Origin of the sequence: Paraburkholderia solitsugae, assembly GCF_013177695.1 — a bacterium.
In the GTDB taxonomy this organism is placed as follows: domain Bacteria; phylum Pseudomonadota; class Gammaproteobacteria; order Burkholderiales; family Burkholderiaceae; genus Paraburkholderia; species Paraburkholderia solitsugae.
Window position 1 is genome coordinate 1 of record NZ_WOEY01000012.1, and the last position, 15521, is coordinate 15521.

Consider the following 15521-nt stretch of genomic DNA (forward strand, 5'->3'; position numbering starts at 1 on the left):
CGAACAGGACCGTGAAACGACTCCACGCCGATGATAGTGCGGATTCCCGTGTGAAAGTAGGTAATCGTCAGGCTCCCCAGCATGTCCAGAAACCCCGCCCCAAAAGGCGGGGTTTCTGCGTTTACGGTGCGGGAAAGCGGGCGCAAAAGACGCCGGCAAAAAGCGGGTGCAAAACGAGGCTTGGCCCCTAGCCGCGCCATCACGACTGCGATGGCATGCTCACGCTGGGACTTCTCGTCCAGATCTTTGTCCGTCGTAACGGCCGGATCTGGAAACATCGCAGAACATTGCCCGATGCGCTCCACTTCTTCCGGCGTTACGCCTTCCCGATCCGGACCGCGTTCGCGTAACCTGTCAGCTCCAGATAAGCCCGTCCGACGTCCGCGCCAACGCGGCTCACGCGCACGGCACCTTCCCAATACACTGCGCCGGTCGATTGGCGGGAATCGCTTGCGAGGTTTCCCCCGCCATCCTATGTCATCCGGTCTGGCTAAGCCTGTTTCCGCGTCGGAGTCTGATACGACATGCCAGCGGTAAAGCGGTCGAGTCGTTCGCTGGCATCGGTGATCGCCCAAAGGGGCGCGCTGTGCAGTTGCCGATCGTAATTCGTTACGATCTCCGCGAAAATCGCGAAGCCGGCACCGTCCAATCTCCACTCGCCAGTCTCACGGCCGATATCGAAAACCGCCGACACCGCGCCCTCCGCCGCACCGAGTTGCTCGCCGGTTACCGAGCCGAAGCCGGACTCAGCCAGAAAACCCGTCAACAGCATGACCTGCGTGAGTGTTTGCGCATCGCTCGTGCTACCGGCGCCTCGGCGCAAGGCGTCGAGCGCCAGATGCACGCGCAGAGCAAGATCGTCGGCGATCTTCCGGGCGATCGGCAACAGCATGGCTTTGTCATGCCGGGCGCGCGCAGCGCCGGTGTTGCGGGAAAACGGAATCGGTTGTGCCATGACGGTCCAGTGTTATGCCTGTGCAGATGCAATAACGGCGCGGGCCGGAAAAGGTTGAGCCCTCATGCGTCTACCGCAACCCAATTGGCCGTCTTGAGCAGTGGGATGGCTGTGTACAAGCCAATCGCCAGTCGCGATCATGACGCGCCCGGGCTTTCATTTAGACCAACCGGATCCTTTCGATTCCCTCGCTCTGTCCGCTTCAAACCCGCGAGCGCTGCGCACCTTCCGCTGCAAGTGCCGCGCCATCCGGCAGCGGCACTTGTCAAATCGACGTCACTCCTGATCCGCGTCATCAACCGGCGCGACACTACGCGCCCTCACGCGTCGGCGAATCTCGGAGTCGAGAATCAGTCGACCCCGCAGCTTGCCCTTCATGCGCTTCACATAGCGTGGCGCTTCAGTCATGTGAACCACCATCAGCTCGCGCACCTTTTCCACGTCACGTTCGCGCGCCGCTTTTGTGATCGCCTTGTGAATCTTCACGTTGGCGAGACCGAAACGTTCGTGTTCGGCCTGTGGCGTATCGTTACGAAACTCGATCAATTGCCGGATCATTTCGTTGATCAGTTCACAACTGAAGCGCAGGAACGGATTCGGATTTGCCGCTGCGAGGATGTCGTGAAAATTGACGTCTTCCTGACGTTGCCGCACGATGTCCTGTCCGCCATGTGACGAAGCTGGCCGATCGCAGCACGCAATGCTGGCTTCGAGTGCCTCGAAATCCTGCTCCGTCAAATGCGGCACCGCACCCGCCGCCAGCTCCGGCTCCAGCAATTTACGCACGGTGTAAATGTCGTCGATCGATACGTCCTTGAAGAACAGGTAGTTCTGCAAGAGCTGTAACGTCCGGTCGAGCGGCACTTCGACCACCATGCCGCCACCGCTTGGGCCCGTGGTCACCTTGATGAGACCCTGCACCTCGAGTGACTTCAGGGCCTCGCGAATCGTACTCTTGCTCACCGAAAAGAGCTGCTGCAGTTCCACCTCGCGCGGCAGGCGGTCACCCGGGTTGAGATCCTTCTCCGTGATGAGCCGCTTGATCTCCTCGGCGACCAGATCGCCGCGTTTTTGCTGCTTGATCTCGATCGCGGCGCCAGTCTTGGCGCGATCCATGGCCATTTTCGATGCTCCCAGTTTTGTCCTGCACGTTCTTCCATCGGCCGGTCAGGCCAGCCACGACACGGAAGGCTGCCTCGCTGCCGCCAGGAATTTTGCCTTATTGACACTCGAATTTATTGTACCTACGATCGAGTCCAACCTATTTATCATGATAAATAGAACAAAATCGGTGTGGTGGAAAACTTCTCGGCGGCCAGCAAGCGTTCGTCGTCGTTCGCGCAGTCTTTCAGTTTCGCAGTCGGTCAGTGCGTGTCTCTTTCTTAAGGAGCGTCATTTTGAATCGCCGAAATATGTTGAAGCTGGCCGCGTTGTCGGCCGTTCCGGGGACGTTGGGCTCGCTGGTCGCGCGTAGCGCGTTCGCGCAGGCCGGGGCCTTGCAATTCGCCTGTCCGGTGCCGATGTCGGGCCCGTTCGCCGCGAACGGCAAGTACGCCGACCTCGGCATGAAGCTCGCCATCGAGCAGTACGGCAAGGTACTCGGCCAACCGCTGGCCTATACCGTGCTCGATACGGAAGGCAAGCCAGCGACGGCAGTGCGCCGCGTGCAGGAAATTGCGCAGCAGAAGAATGCGCGTTTCTTCGCCGGCGGTATTCTGTCCTCCGAAGCTTTGGCGATGGGCAAGGAAGTCCAAAAGGCCGGCGGCGTCTTTATCACCACGGCAGGCGCGGACGAGATCACCGGTAAGGACTGCAATGACTCGACTTTCCGCTGGTCCGTGCCGACCTACGGTGCGATCGAACAGACCGTGCGTCCGTTGATCCAGATGATGCCGAAAGCGAAACGCTGGTACACCATCACGCCGCAATACGTATTCGGCGACGGTTTGCTATCGGCGGCCAAGGCGATTTTCAATGAGAAGGGCCTTGAGCACGTGGGCAATAGCTACCACTCGCTCAACGAGAAGGAATTCAGCGGCTATCTGACCAATGCAGTCGCCGCGAAGCCTGACGTCCTGCTGATCCTCAACTTCGGTTCGCAATCGTCCGATACGTTGCGCCAGGCTGTGAGCTTCGGCATGAAGAACAATTGCACGATTCTGCTCGCCTGGGCTTCCGGCCTGGAGCAGTTCGAATCGCTCGGCGCGGACCTGTGCGAAGGCGTCTATTTCGGCGCACAGTATTGGCACGACATCGACTCGCCACTCAATCGCGATCTCGTCAAGCGCAGCAATGCCGCGTTCAAGGCCAACCCCAATTACAGCCTCGCGGGTTCTTACATCTGTACAAAGATCTTGCTCGACGGCATCGTGAAAGCGGGCACCGTCGATCCGAAGAAGGTGGTCGCGGCGCTCGAGGGCATGAAATATGACGGCCTGACGGGCCCGGAGGAAGTCCGCAAGGGTGACCATCAGGTACTGAAGAACTACTATCTGTTGAAGGGCAAGGCGAAGAACAAGATGAAAAGCGCCGACGACTATGCGGATATCGTGAGTTCCGGCCAGTCGTTCCTGCCTCTGGACAAGACCGGCTGCAAGATGGCCTGATGCATCCGTGCCGCACGCAACGCGGCACGCTCGTTAGCGGCACTTCATCGCTACACCCTTTAGACGGACGCCATGAACGTTTATCTCCTGCAGATCGTCAACGGCATCGGAGTGGGGATGCTGTATTTCCTGCTCGCGGTCGGTTTGTCGATCGTGTTCGGCTTGCTGCGCTTCGTGAATTTCGCGCACGGCGCGTTCTATCTGCTCGGCGCGTATTTCTGCTATCAGGCGATGCAGTGGTCGATGAATTTCTGGACCGCGCTTGTCGTCGTGCCGATTGTCGTCGGCGCGCTTGCGTGGGTCGTCGAGAAGCTGATCTTGCGGCACGTTTACGCGCAACAGCACGAGTTTCATATTCTCGTGACGGTCGGCCTCGCTCTCGTCGTGCAGGAATGCGCGATCCTGATCTGGGGCCCGCTCGGCGACAACGTGCCGGTTCCGGACATGTTGAATGGCGTGGTGATCTGGGGCAGTTTCGTGTATCCGAAGTACCGCCTGTTCGTGATCGGCTTCACAGCAGTGCTGGCTGCGCTGTTGTGGTGGGTGCTGGAAGGCACGCGGCTCGGTAGCGCGGTGCGCGCCGGCAGCGAATCGACGGAGATGGTGTCGCTGCTCGGCATCAATGTGGTGCGCGTTTTCAGCCTGGTGTTCGCGCTGGGCGCCGCCACCGCTGCATTGGCCGGCGTGCTTGCCGCGCCGATTCGTGGCGTCGATCCGTTCATGGGCATCGAGGCGCTCAGCGTCGCGTTCGTCGTGGTGGTGGTCGGCGGGATGGGCAATTTTCTGGGCGCACTGGTCGGCGGACTGCTGGTCGGAATCGTGCAGAGCGTGATGAGTACGTTGTGGCCGGAGGGCGCGCGGCTGATGATCTACGTCGCGATGGCCGCGGTGTTGTTGTTACGGCCGAATGGTTTGCTCGGGAGAGCGGCATGATCAATACCTCGAAGCCTGCTGTGCAAGATGCTTCTTCCCGACCGGCTCAACGCAGCTTGAAGCACGCGTTGCATCGCTATCGCTTTCTGTTGCTGGCGTTGCTGGTCGTGTGCATATTGCCGTTGACGCTGCGTTCTGGATCGTTAGCCACTGAAGTATTGGTGTTCGCTCTTGCCGCACTCGGTTGCAATCTGCTGCTCGGCCACACGGGCTTGCTCTCGTTCGGGCAGGGCATCTTCTTTGGACTCGGCAGCTATTGCGCAGGTCTGGTCCTCACCAAAACGGCGATGCCGATACCTGTGGCGCTGCTCGCCGCGATCGTCATCGGCGCGGCTGCCGCCGCACTGGTTGGCTGGTTCTCGATTCGCCAGCGCGGCACGTACTTCGTCATGTTGACGCTCGCATTCGGGCAACTGTTCTACTTCCTTGCCTACACCACGCCCGATCTGACCGGTGGTGACAACGGTTTGCTCGACATTCCACGCCCGGCGTTGGGGGTGTTCGGCAAAGCACTCGTGCCGTTGACTTCGCCGTGGCAATACTACGGTTTCGTCGCCGTGTTGTTTCTCGTGGTGTTCTGGTTGCTGATGCGTGTCTCGCACTCGGTATTCGGCCGGACGTTGCTGGCGATTCGCGACAACGAGGCGCGCGCGGCCGCAGTCGGCTATGACGTCAAACGCTTCAAGCTCATGGCGTTCGTGATCTCCGGCGCGGTGACGGGCCTTGCTGGCGCGTTGCATGCATTGATGACCGGCATCGCGCCGCTGTCCAACATCGATTACCACACGAGCGAGATGATCCTCGTGATGACGGTGATTGGCGGCACGGGCAATCTGTTCGCGTCGGTGCTGGGCGCGGCGTTCTATGTGCTGTTCGCCGATTGGCTGTCCACGCTATGGCCGCGCTGGCTGTTGCTGCTCGGCATTGTGCTGATCGCCGTTAGCCTGTTCATGCAGCGCGGGCTATGGGGTTTGGGCGAACGAATCTGGCAAGCGCTGCGGCGCAACCCATCCGCCGATGATGCTGACAACGATACCGGCAACCACGCAGCCAGGGAGCGCGTATGAGCGAAGCGATTCTGCAAGCGAGCGGCGTGGTGAAGCGGTATGGCAAATTCACGGCGCTCTCCGACGTCAATCTGCGTGTCATGCCGCTTACCGTGCATTCAGTGATCGGTCCGAATGGCGCGGGCAAGACGACGCTGTTTCACGTGTTGACCGGCACGTTGCCCATCACCGACGGGAAGATCATCTTCGACGGTCATGACGTGACGCATGAACCCGACCATAAACGCGTGCGCCGCGGCGTTGCGCGTTCGTTTCAGGTGACGAGCCTGTTCGCCAATCTGAGCGTGCGCGAAAATCTACGGCTCGCTGCGCAAGGTGTCGACGCGGTGCGTGCGTTGAATGCGTGGACGCCGCCGCATGGTGCACTCACCCACGCGGACGTCGTCGACAGTGTGCTTGACCGCCTCGCGTTGCAGCGCTTTAGCGACGTGCCTGCGGGCGCGCTGTCGCATGGTCAGCAGCGGCGGCTTGAGGTCGGCATGGCGCTCGCCGCGCGGCCCAAGGCGATCTTTCTCGATGAGCCGACTTCCGGCATGGGCATCGACGACCTCGACGACATGAAGCAACTGATTCGCGGCCTGCGCGACGATTACACGGTCGTGCTGATTGAACACAACATGGGCATCGTGATGGATATCTCCGACACGATCACCGTCATGCAACAAGGACGCGTGCTAGTGGAAGGGCGCCCGGACGATATTCGCGGCGACGAGCGTGTACGCAGCGCCTATCTCGGCAACATGATCACCGGAGGCCGTGCATGATTCTCGACGTGCAGCAGATTCACGGCTTCTACGGCAAGAGCCACATCCTGCAAGGGGTGTCTCTACAAATCAACGACGGCGAGACGGTCACGCTATTGGGCCGTAACGGCGCGGGTAAGTCGACCACGCTCAAGGCCATTGCCGGTGTCGTCACGCCACAGCGCGGGTCGGTGGCGTTCAACGGCACTGCAATCAGCGGCATGCCGCCGCACAAGATCGCCTCGCGCGGCGTGTGCTTCGTGCCCGAACATCGCGGGGTCTTTCGTCTGCTGACCGTAGAAGAAAACCTGCGGCTCGGCGCGCGCAAGGATTCGCCGTGGCAACTCGACGACATCTACCGCATTTTCCCGCGCCTGAAAGAGCGGCGTACGAACGGTGGCGCGCAACTCTCCGGCGGCGAACAGCAGATGCTCGCGATCGGCCGCGCGTTGATGAATCATCCGCGGCTGTTGATGCTCGACGAACCGGTTGAAGGTCTCGCGCCGGTGATCGTCGAAGAGATCGTCGCGCAACTCAAGTTGATCCGTGAAGCGGGCGTCGCGATTCTGCTGGTCGAGCAGAACCTGGAAGTCTGCACACAGCTCGCGGATCGCCACTACATCATCGAACAGGGCGTGATTGTCTACGAAGGCGACAACGCTTCGTTCGCCGCCGACGATTCGATCAAGGACCGTTATCTGGGCGTCGGCGTAGTCTGACGCGCACTCCGTCTTCACTACGAGGTAGCATCGATGCAAGTTCATGAATCAACAACCGTCGGAGCGCTCGCTGATCTGCGTGTCGACGGCGCGCGGCTCTGGGACAGTCTCATGCAACTCGCGCAAATCGGCGCGACGGATAAAGGCGGTGTGTGCCGGCTCGCGTTGACCGAACTGGACCGCAAGGCGCGCGACCTCTTTATCGCATGGGCGACGGAGATTGGCTGCAGCGTGCGGGTCGACGCGATCGGCAATATCTTCGCGCGTCGCGCGGGTTTGCGTGACGACCTGCCGCCGGTGATGACGGGCAGCCACATCGATACGCAGCCCACGGGTGGCAAGTTCGACGGCAATTACGGCGTGCTGGCTGGTCTCGAAGTATTGCGCACACTGGCCGATGCCAACGTACGAACGCTCGCGCCGCTGGAAGTCGCGGTATGGACCAATGAAGAGGGCTCGCGGTTTGTACCGGTGATGATGGGCTCAGGCGTGTTCGCTGGGGCTTTCACGTTGGAGCATGCCCTCGAACAACGCGATCGCGACGGTATTTCGGTGCGCGACGCGCTCGCGTCAATCGGTTATGCGGGCGAAAGCGGAAAGCCCCATGCGGTCGGCGCGTATTTTGAAGCGCATATCGAACAAGGGCCCGTGCTGGAGGCGCATGACACAACGATCGGCGTCGTACAGGGTGCGTTAGGCCAGCGCTGGTACGACGTCACAGTGCACGGCATGGAAGCGCACGCGGGTCCCACGCCGATGGAACTGCGCCGCGACGCGTTGCTCGCCGCGGCGGACCTGATTCACGCGGTGAATCGCATTGCGCTCGATCACGCGCCACATGGACGCGGGACGGTCGGCTGGCTCGACGTGCATCCGAACTCACGCAACGTGATTCCTGGCCGCGTCACCCTGACGGTCGATCTGCGCGCGGCCGACGATGCTTCGCTCACAGAGATGGATGCCGCACTACACGCGGCTTGCGCCGTCGCGGGTGAGAAGGCAGGCATCACCGTCGATGTCGAACAGGTGGTGTATTTCCCGCCACAACCGTTCGCGGCGGACCTGGTCGCCGCGGTTCAGCAGGGTGCGGACACGCTCGGCTTTTCGTCGATGGACGTCATCAGCGGCGCCGGTCACGACGCGGTCTATCTCGCGCGCGTGGCGCCGGCGGCCATGATCTTCGTGCCGTGCAAGGACGGCATCAGCCACAACGAAATCGAAGACGCGCGCGCGGATCATCTGGAAGCCGGCTGCAACGTCCTGTTGCAGGCCATGCTGAACGCCGCGCAAACGGCGGGGAGCACTGAAGCATGAAAATCCTGATTGCAAGGATGAACCACGAGACCAACACGTTCTCGCCGGTGGCCACGCCGCTTGCTGCGTTTGGCCGCAACGGCCCGAGCTACGGCGAAGACGCGTTCAACGAAAACAAGGGCATGCAGACGGCCATGGCTGCATTCATCGACGCTGCCGAGCGCGAGCATGCCACGATCGTGACGCCCATTGCCGCATCGGCGAATCCGAGCGGACCGGTCGAAGCTACCGCTTACGACGCGATCTGCGACGCGATCGTCGCGGCCGCAACAGGCTGCGATGCCGTGATGCTCGACCTGCACGGCGCGATGGTCGCCGAGAATTCGAGTGATGGTGAGGGTGATCTGCTCGAACGCGTACGCGCCGCGCTGCCGAATGCGCCGATTGCGGTCGCACTCGATCTGCATGGCAATGTCACGCAGAAGATGATCGACCACGCCGACGTGATCGTCAGCTTCAAAACCTATCCGCACGTCGATATGTACGAGACCGGAGCGCATGCGGCGCGTCTGCTGTTCGATCTTATCCACGGCAAAGCGAAACCGGTGATCGCATGGCGCCAGCCGCCGCTGCTCACGCATACGCTGCGCAGCGCGACGGCCGAAGGCGCAATGAAGCGTGCGGTAGAGGCCGCGCGCGCGGCAGAGGCCGATGGCATGCTCGCGGTGTCGGTGTTGTCCGGCTTCTCGTTAGCCGATATCGAGTCGCCGTGTATCAGCGTCGTAGTGGTGGCGAACGGCGAGCGTGCGCAGGCGGAAGCCGTGGCGGAGCGCATCGCGCGACAGATCTGGAACGAGCGCGAGGATTTCGTTTATCGCAGTGCGCCGCTGGCGGAGTCGGTTGCGCAGGCCGCAGCGCTCGTGCGGGGCGCGGACAAACCGGTGCTGTTGCTCGATCACGGCGACAACTGCATGTCGGGCGGCACGTGCGACACGATGGATCTGCTGGAGGAAGCGCTCAGGCAGAAGCTCGAAGGCGTCGTAAGCGGGCCGCTGTGCGATCCGCAAGCCGTCGCGGCGCTGATGGCGGCGGGCGTCGGCAGCACGGTGACGGTGACGATCGGCAACAAGGTCGCAAGCAGTGCAGTGACCTCGAAGCCGCCGGTTGCCGTGACCGGCGTGGTGCGTGCGCTGACCGATGGCGAGTACGTCATCAGCGGCCCGACCTATACCGGCCAACGTGCGTTCATGGGGCGCGCGGCGGTGCTCGACACCGGCACGGTCAAGCTCGTCATGACCGAACGCACGCACGAACCATGGGACCTCGGCGTGTTCGAGAGCGTCGGCATCGATCCGCGCCGCGCGCGTTTCCTGTTGCTCAAATCACGCATGTATTGCCGCCCGGTCTTTGTGCCTATCGCTGCAGCGCTGGTGGAGTGCGATAGCCGCGGTGTGACGAGTTCGGATTACGAGCTCTTCAGATTCAAGCACGTGAAGCGGCCGGTTTTTCCGCTGGATACGCAGACCGAGTGGGCATCGACGAACTGAAGCAAGTTGAACGACGAACCACGCCACTTACTGCGCGACGAACCAATGAAAACGCGCTAGTGAACCTACTTGCCGTGTAGGGCTTGTGCGACGCGCGCGGAGTCTCTATAATTCGCGCCTCTAAAGGCTCGTAGCTCAGTTGGTTAGAGCACCACCTTGACATGGTGGGGGTCGTTGGTTCGAATCCAATCGAGCCTACCAACGAAAAAGTGACGTAGACGAAAGCGGCTCCGCTTTCGTCTACTGTCATGTTCTCGCATCACCTCGGCGCACGTTGTCTTCGTGCTGCTGTCCTGTCAGTCCCTCCCTTCCGTATTGCCTGTTGTACAGTTGAGCCTCCAGGTTTCGCAACTGCATAAACTGCCGTGAGCTTGCAATACAGGGCCGGCAGCTTAAAAGGAAGCTGACGCAATGAAGAAGCTCATCAACGACGTCTCCGTGGTGGTCCCGGAGATGCTCGCCGGCCTCGCGGCGCTCAATCCCAATCTCTCGCTGTTCCAGGGCAGCACGATCGTCGTGCGCGCCGATGCCGACGCCGTTGCCGCACGCGGAGAAGTCGCGCTGATCTCGGGGGGCGGCTCGGGCCACGAACCGGCTCATGGCGGCTATGTCGGTCACGGCATGCTGAGCGCCGCGGTCGCGGGCGAGGTGTTCACGTCGCCCTCAACGGATGCTGTGCTCGACGCGATCCGCGCCGTAGCCGGCCCTGCGGGCGCCCTGCTGATCGTGAAGAACTACACGGGCGACCGCTTCAACTTCGGCCTCGCTGCCGAGATTGCGCGGGCGGAGGGACTCCCCACGGAAATGGTGATTGTCGCCGACGACGTCGCTCTGGCCGCAAACGGTGACCATGCGGGCCGTCGCGGGCTCGCGGGGACTGTGCTGGTTCACAAGATTGCCGGCGCGGCTGCCGCAGCGGGACGCCCGTTGGCCGAAGTTGCGCAGATTGCACGCGACGTGGCCGCCTCGCTCGGCACGATGGGTGTCGCGCTCACGCCATGCACGGTGCCGGCGGCGGGCAAGGCGGGTTTCGAGTTGGCCGATGGCGAAATCGAATGGGGCCTCGGCATTCACGGCGAACCCGGTGTGGAGCGTGGCGCGATGGAACCGGCCGACGCGATTGTCGAGAGGCTGCTGGCGAAGATCGTCGGCGACTTGTCGTTGCAATCCGGTGCGCGGGTGGCGTTGCTGGTGAACAATCTCGGCGGCACGCCATCGAGTGAATTGAGCATCGTAGCCGGATCCGCGCTTCGTTATCTGGGGGCGCGCGGCATCCATGTGGAGCGTGCGTGGTCCGGCACGTTCCTGAGCGCGCTCGAGATGGCGGGCGTCTCGCTGACACTGTTGCGCGTGGACGATGAGCGGCTCGGCTGGCTCGACGCCGCCGCGCACACCACCGCATGGCCCGCATTGAGCGGTCGCGTCGCGCAGGTTTCCGTGCGGCCCGCGCCCGCCACGCCAGATCGTCCAAACGGCGCGACGCTCGCGCGGGAAGCGACTTTGCGCCACGTGATCGAAGCCGTGTGCGCGTGCCTGCTCGAAGCGGAGCCGATCTTGACCGACATGGATCAACGCGTCGGCGACGGCGACCTCGGCGTCAGCCTGTCGCGCGGGGCGCGCGGCATTCTCCATGAACTCGATACCTATCCTGCGGAAACAGCGCCGGGTGCGGTGTTGCGCAGCCTGTCCGCAACGGTTCGGCGGGTGGTTGGCGGTACCTCGGGCCCGCTGTACGCGGTGATGTTGTTGCGCGCCGCAGTCGCGCTCGAACAATCCGGTGGATCGTCGGCGAGGGCTTGGTCGGCGGCGTTCAGTGAGGGCGTCGCGGGACTGATGGCGTTAGGTGGTGCGCAGCCGGGTGATCGTACGATGGTCGATGCGCTGAAACCTGCTGCCGATGCATTGCAAGTCGCGCTCGCAAAGTCGGAAGGCGAGCTCGACGCGGCATTGAAAGCCGTGGTCGATGCAGCGACTGAAGGCGCGGCGCACACAGCGTCGATGCATCCACGGCGAGGTCGGTCGAGTTATGTCGGCGATCGCGCGCTCGGTCACGCGGACCCTGGTGCACATGCCGTGGCGTTGTGGCTCGCAGCGATTCGCGCGGCGCTGGCTGATTGAGCGGCTAATCCGCGAACGGAGAACCGCCAACCGCCAACCGCCAACCGCCAACCGCCAACCGAGAACCGAGAACCGAGAACCGAGAACCGCAGCGAAGGAATGCAGAAGCCCGTGCGACTGACGGCGGGCTTGGCCTTAGACGCTTTGCTTAAAGACAGCACTCGCCATCAAAATATGCCTTGCGCCAGCGCGTGATCGTCACGCGCTCGAACAAGTCGACCAGAGAAAATGGGTCGGCCGCAATAAACTTTTCGGCTTCCTCGCGCGTTTCCAGATCGACGACATACACACCACCGCCCGCGCCGCTATCGTCTTCGTTCAGCTTTGCGCCGCAGGCGAGGAGCAGCGCCCTGTTCTCTTCCAGAAACGCCAGATGTGTCTCGCGCTCGCGCGTGCGCACGTCGGCGTGGCCGGGCTTGTCGAACGTTTCGATGATATAGGGCATGCGTGTTCCTTTCAGTTCGGCGCGATCGCGGATGGATGCTGCGCGAGCGGCGTGACGTTGACAACCATGTACGGAAACAGCGGCAGCGAACTGAGCAGCGTATGCAGCTCGTCGTTCGATTCGACGTCGAACACGCTGTAATTCGCATACTGACCGGCCACGCGCCACAGATGGCGCCACTTGCCCTCATGTTGCAGCTTCTGCGAGAACGCCTTCTCTTCGGCCTTCAGGCGATCGGTGAGCGCCTTGTCGGCGTCGGCAGGAATCTGAACCTGCATATGAACGAGATACAGCATTCGAACATCTCCCTCGAGTAGGCCGCCCTGCGGCGGCCGGATGTTTGCTCAAGCCCAGGCGAGAATCGCCACCGTGTACACAATACCGATCCAGAACATCATGATGACCGTATAGCCCATGATGTCCTTCAGTTTCAGCTTCGACAGCGCGAGCGCCGGCAGAATCCAGAACGGCTGTACCAGATCGTTCCACGCATTACCGAGCATCACGGCGGTCGCGGTATGTCCCACCGATGCACCGATCGACTTGGCCGCCTCGATCATGAACGGTCCCTGGATCACCCAGTGACCGCCGCCCGACGGTGCGAAGAAGTTGATGAAGAACGAACTGATCAAACCCCAGAACGGCAGCGTAGCAGGCGTCGCAATCTTGACGAAGAAATGCGAGAACGTGTTGACCAGACCCGACGACGCCATGATCGCCATAATGCCTGCATAAAACGGATACTGCAGAATGATGCCGCTGATCGTGCGAATACCTTCGTTCAGCTTCTCGACATAGCGAATCGGCGTGCCAAGCAGAATGATGCCGAGGAACACAATGATGAAGTTGATCAGGTTCAGGTCCATCGAACCGCCGCCGTGGAAGTACAGCACCACGTAGACCACGCCGATTGCGCCGATCAGGTAGCTCAGCAGGCGGCTGTTGTTCAGGCGATTGGCGAGCGTGTTGCTTTCATCGATATCCACTGTTGGCGCCGCGGCTTTAGGTGCGTCGTTCAGCGTCGGGACGCGAGACTCTCGCTTCAGGGCTGAACCTCATACGGTGGACAGGTGGACAGGTGGACAGGCGCTGATCGTCTACCGCACGGCCGACGGTGAAGTGATACAGGCTTTGCCAGGTGTGGTCCTCCACGCCGAGCAGTGCGTGCATTTCATCATCGAAAAAGCAGCCAATCCCTGTCGCGCGCACGCCGGCGGCTTCGGCTTCGAGATAGAGCGCCTGGCCAAGAATGCCGCATTCCCAGAACAGATGGCGATAACGCCATGGCTGCTTCAACGCGATTCCGAATTCCGCGATCATCCCCAGCGCAAAGCAGGAATCGGCGCCGATATCCTGGTGGCAGCAGATCAACTTTGCCGTGGCGCGCAAATCGTAAGGCAGCAGAAGATAGAGCGGCAGATGATCGGGGCCGGTCTTTTGCCACAGCCATTCTGGACGTAGAGACCGCTTGAGATCCGGCAGCGCGCCCGCATTTCTCACGAACATATACAGACCCGGCTCCAGGTCGCCCACGCGGTGTACCATTAGCGCTGCATGCACTGCTGCAGGAGACATCAGCGCATTCCATGGCGGCGTGTCATGACGTGGCAACAGGCACGCCAGCATGCTGAAAAACGCCGCCTTGGCGATGCACGTCGTACCGTCGAAATTCACCGCGCTGCGACGTTGCCGCGCGATCCGGGCAAAGCTGAGATCAAGGGCGGGCGCCGCGGGCGACGGATGCAGATCCAGATCCGTCGAGGTTAGTTCGAGAGTACGGGCCTTATGCGTGGCGCGATGGATCGAATCGATATCCGGCCACTTCACATGTCCCGGACTCAGCTGATTCGCGCGTCCGTGCCACTGTGCGCGATTCAAGGCGATCAGCATGCGCTCAAGATCAGGCCGCAATTCAGGATTGCCGATCCAGAGCAAGGCATCCGGCGCCTCTGCCTCTGCCGTTGCGAAATCTTCTCCGCGATTCAATCCAAGCAGGTTGGCCACTGCGTCGTCCGCAGCCGCCTCCACCAGCCGCGTCTGCCAGCCAAGCGCTGCCGCTGCGTAACTTACCGCGGCGATGACATGGCCGCAATCATGCTGGCAGTAGCGCCAGGCACGCATGCCGTATTTCCACGCCTCGCGCCAGGGGATCGAGCTTATGCCGACCAGGACGCCACTTTGCGGGAACGCCTCGCTCCATCGTTCGTCATCCACTGCAGCGCGACATTCAAGGGAATGGTCCCGGCTCAGGTAATGGTAGACCCCACCGGACAAGCCGGGCAGAGTCGGACACAGAAGATAGCCCTCGGTCGGATGCAGATTTCCGCTCGAAGGGTTGCAGCGCAGTGCCCACCGCTGGGTGCCGTAGGATTTCCACGCCGACAGGCCAAGCGAAAGTTCGAACAGGATTGCCAGACTGGCAAGATCGAATTTTCGCGCGGGCGGCAAAGCGCCGCAGCGCAGTTCGTTGTAGCGTGTAGTCAGGCTATCCGCGGCTAACGGCAGACCAATGCTCGGTGCGCCGTGAAACACCCGGAACGGATCCGGTTGGGTCGCCCAGTCGAGTCTCCCGGGGCCAGGGGCGTAGCCGCTGACGCGATGCTTGCTGCGCTCGTGATATTCAAGCATCGCATGCTTTAACCGGTCCATGTTCCCCTCAGACCAGGAATATCCGCACATGCGGCTGTACAAAACCGGCTGGCTGGACGTTGGGGCTCGGTCGTCATCAAGTCGTGGAATCGAACGCGCTTCGGCAAACTGCTATTGCGTTCGGCGCCTCCTGTGCGATGCCCCCGCAATCGGGTTGTCTTCACGAAAGCCGCGGGATGTTTCCAGCGCTTAGGTCACCCTTCAGGTGTCTTCGAAGGTATTCGGGACCGCCGACTTCAAAAACTCGTGGCCATCCCAAGTTAGCCGCCAGTCGCTACCCATCGAGCGGACGAGATTTGCGTCGGCCAGCAGGTTCAACTGATACCACACACCCCGGTTCGAAACATCGAACGCATCCTTGAGTGCGCTTTCAATGTCAAATTCGCTGAGGTGCGGGGATTTGTTTTCCTCGAGAGTCCTCAATATTGCGAGTGCCAGATTCATATCGCGTTTCACGATCTCCTCCTGTCGCAGATAGGACATAC

General features: G+C 61.5%; 15 protein-coding genes, 1 tRNA gene and 2 pseudogenes. 9 read left to right on the forward strand and 9 right to left on the reverse strand.

The features are described 5' to 3' along the window. The 4 genes and pseudogenes from GNZ12_RS43860 to GNZ12_RS02195 all read right to left on the reverse strand — a co-directional run. On the reverse strand, positions 1–278 hold a 278-nt coding region (locus GNZ12_RS43860; protein WP_216673073.1), incomplete at its 3' end, for a hypothetical protein. A 38-nt stretch (positions 279–316) separates the two neighbouring features. After that, positions 317–448: pseudogene (locus GNZ12_RS02185) on the reverse strand (lipocalin family protein); the annotation flags it as partial. Between the two features lie 42 nt (positions 449–490). Beyond that, a complete protein-coding gene (locus tag GNZ12_RS02190) occupies positions 491–955 on the reverse strand; it encodes a hypothetical protein (protein WP_172308788.1) in 465 nt (154 codons plus the stop codon). A 276-nt stretch (positions 956–1231) separates the two neighbouring features. Then, a complete protein-coding gene (locus GNZ12_RS02195; protein ID WP_172308789.1) occupies positions 1232–2077 on the reverse strand; it encodes a FadR/GntR family transcriptional regulator in 846 nt (281 codons plus the stop codon). A 275-nt stretch (positions 2078–2352) separates the two neighbouring features. On the opposite strand from GNZ12_RS02195, the gene GNZ12_RS02200 reads away from it, so the two are divergent. From GNZ12_RS02200 to dhaL, 9 genes are all read left to right on the forward strand, one after another. After that, positions 2353–3561: an ABC transporter substrate-binding protein gene (locus tag GNZ12_RS02200; protein ID WP_172308790.1), complete on the forward strand. Its 1209-nt coding sequence runs from the start codon at positions 2353–2355 to the stop codon at positions 3559–3561. Positions 3562–3633: 72 nt separating this feature from the next. Then, positions 3634–4494 carry a branched-chain amino acid ABC transporter permease gene (locus tag GNZ12_RS02205; RefSeq protein WP_120306038.1) on the forward strand — a complete coding sequence of 287 codons (861 nt, stop codon included), beginning with the start codon at positions 3634–3636 and terminating at the stop codon, positions 4492–4494. Further along, on the forward strand, positions 4491–5561 hold the full coding sequence (locus GNZ12_RS02210) for a branched-chain amino acid ABC transporter permease (RefSeq protein ID WP_172308791.1): 1071 nt from the start codon (positions 4491–4493) through the stop codon (positions 5559–5561). Before GNZ12_RS02205 ends, GNZ12_RS02210 begins: the two co-directional genes overlap by 4 nt. Next, complete coding sequence (locus GNZ12_RS02215; protein ID WP_172308792.1) at positions 5558–6325, forward strand: ABC transporter ATP-binding protein; 768 nt, start codon at positions 5558–5560, stop codon at positions 6323–6325. The genes GNZ12_RS02210 and GNZ12_RS02215 overlap by 4 nt, the downstream gene beginning before the upstream one ends. After that, positions 6322–7023 (forward strand): ABC transporter ATP-binding protein, encoded by a 702-nt coding sequence (locus tag GNZ12_RS02220; RefSeq protein ID WP_172308793.1) that lies wholly within the window; start codon positions 6322–6324, stop codon positions 7021–7023. Before GNZ12_RS02215 ends, GNZ12_RS02220 begins: the two co-directional genes overlap by 4 nt. A 33-nt stretch (positions 7024–7056) precedes the next feature. Beyond that, positions 7057–8337, forward strand: a complete 1281-nt coding sequence (locus tag GNZ12_RS02225) for a Zn-dependent hydrolase (RefSeq protein ID WP_172308794.1) — start codon at positions 7057–7059, stop codon at positions 8335–8337. Further along, entirely contained in the window at positions 8334–9824 is a 1491-nt protein-coding gene (locus tag GNZ12_RS02230) for a M81 family metallopeptidase (RefSeq protein ID WP_172308795.1), read from the forward strand. The genes GNZ12_RS02225 and GNZ12_RS02230 overlap by 4 nt, the downstream gene beginning before the upstream one ends. A gap of 124 nt (positions 9825–9948) precedes the next feature. Next, positions 9949–10025, forward strand: a tRNA-Val gene (locus GNZ12_RS02235). A 210-nt stretch (positions 10026–10235) separates the two neighbouring features. Then, positions 10236–11942, forward strand: a complete 1707-nt coding sequence (dhaL, locus tag GNZ12_RS02240; protein WP_172308796.1) for a dihydroxyacetone kinase subunit DhaL — start codon at positions 10236–10238, stop codon at positions 11940–11942. 148 nt (positions 11943–12090) lie between these two features. Here the strand turns inward: dhaL and GNZ12_RS02245 are convergent, their stop codons facing one another. The 5 genes and pseudogenes from GNZ12_RS02245 to GNZ12_RS02265 all read right to left on the reverse strand — a co-directional run bounded on the left by GNZ12_RS02245 (position 12091) and on the right by GNZ12_RS02265 (position 15492). Continuing rightward, on the reverse strand, positions 12091–12387 hold the full coding sequence (locus GNZ12_RS02245; RefSeq protein WP_172308797.1) for a YciI family protein: 297 nt from the start codon (positions 12385–12387) through the stop codon (positions 12091–12093). A gap of 11 nt (positions 12388–12398) precedes the next feature. Next, positions 12399–12683 carry a muconolactone Delta-isomerase gene (catC, locus tag GNZ12_RS02250; RefSeq protein ID WP_172308798.1) on the reverse strand — a complete coding sequence of 95 codons (285 nt, stop codon included), beginning with the start codon at positions 12681–12683 and terminating at the stop codon, positions 12399–12401. Positions 12684–12731: 48 nt separating this feature from the next. Further along, positions 12732–13409, reverse strand: a pseudogene (locus GNZ12_RS02255) (TIGR00366 family protein); the annotation flags it as partial. After that, the gene (locus tag GNZ12_RS02260) at positions 13390–15036 is read right to left on the reverse strand and encodes a SagB/ThcOx family dehydrogenase (RefSeq protein ID WP_172308799.1); all 1647 of its coding nucleotides are present in this window, start codon (positions 15034–15036) and stop codon (positions 13390–13392) included. The gene GNZ12_RS02260 and the pseudogene GNZ12_RS02255, both read right to left, overlap by 20 nt. A 201-nt stretch (positions 15037–15237) precedes the next feature. Further along, positions 15238–15492 (reverse strand): DUF2513 domain-containing protein, encoded by a 255-nt coding sequence (locus tag GNZ12_RS02265; RefSeq protein ID WP_328805930.1) that lies wholly within the window; start codon positions 15490–15492, stop codon positions 15238–15240. Positions 15493–15521: the final 29 nt, after the last annotated feature.

Coding starts and splice junctions, on each gene's coding strand:
- GNZ12_RS02210 (WP_172308791.1), top strand. CDS start 4,491: ATGATCAATACCTCGAAGCCTGCTGTGCAAGATGCTTCTTCCCGACCG.
- GNZ12_RS02225 (WP_172308794.1), top strand. CDS start 7,057: ATGCAAGTTCATGAATCAACAACCGTCGGAGCGCTCGCTGATCTGCGT.
- catC (WP_172308798.1), bottom strand. CDS start 12,683: ATGCTGTATCTCGTTCATATGCAGGTTCAGATTCCTGCCGACGCCGAC.
- GNZ12_RS02190 (WP_172308788.1), bottom strand. CDS start 955: ATGGCACAACCGATTCCGTTTTCCCGCAACACCGGCGCTGCGCGCGCC.
- GNZ12_RS02230 (WP_172308795.1), top strand. CDS start 8,334: ATGAAAATCCTGATTGCAAGGATGAACCACGAGACCAACACGTTCTCG.
- GNZ12_RS02245 (WP_172308797.1), bottom strand. CDS start 12,387: ATGCCCTATATCATCGAAACGTTCGACAAGCCCGGCCACGCCGACGTG.
- GNZ12_RS02260 (WP_172308799.1), bottom strand. CDS start 15,036: ATGGACCGGTTAAAGCATGCGATGCTTGAATATCACGAGCGCAGCAAG.
- dhaL (WP_172308796.1), top strand. CDS start 10,236: ATGAAGAAGCTCATCAACGACGTCTCCGTGGTGGTCCCGGAGATGCTC.
- GNZ12_RS02215 (WP_172308792.1), top strand. CDS start 5,558: ATGAGCGAAGCGATTCTGCAAGCGAGCGGCGTGGTGAAGCGGTATGGC.
- GNZ12_RS02195 (WP_172308789.1), bottom strand. CDS start 2,077: ATGGCCATGGATCGCGCCAAGACTGGCGCCGCGATCGAGATCAAGCAG.
- GNZ12_RS02205 (WP_120306038.1), top strand. CDS start 3,634: ATGAACGTTTATCTCCTGCAGATCGTCAACGGCATCGGAGTGGGGATG.
- GNZ12_RS02220 (WP_172308793.1), top strand. CDS start 6,322: ATGATTCTCGACGTGCAGCAGATTCACGGCTTCTACGGCAAGAGCCAC.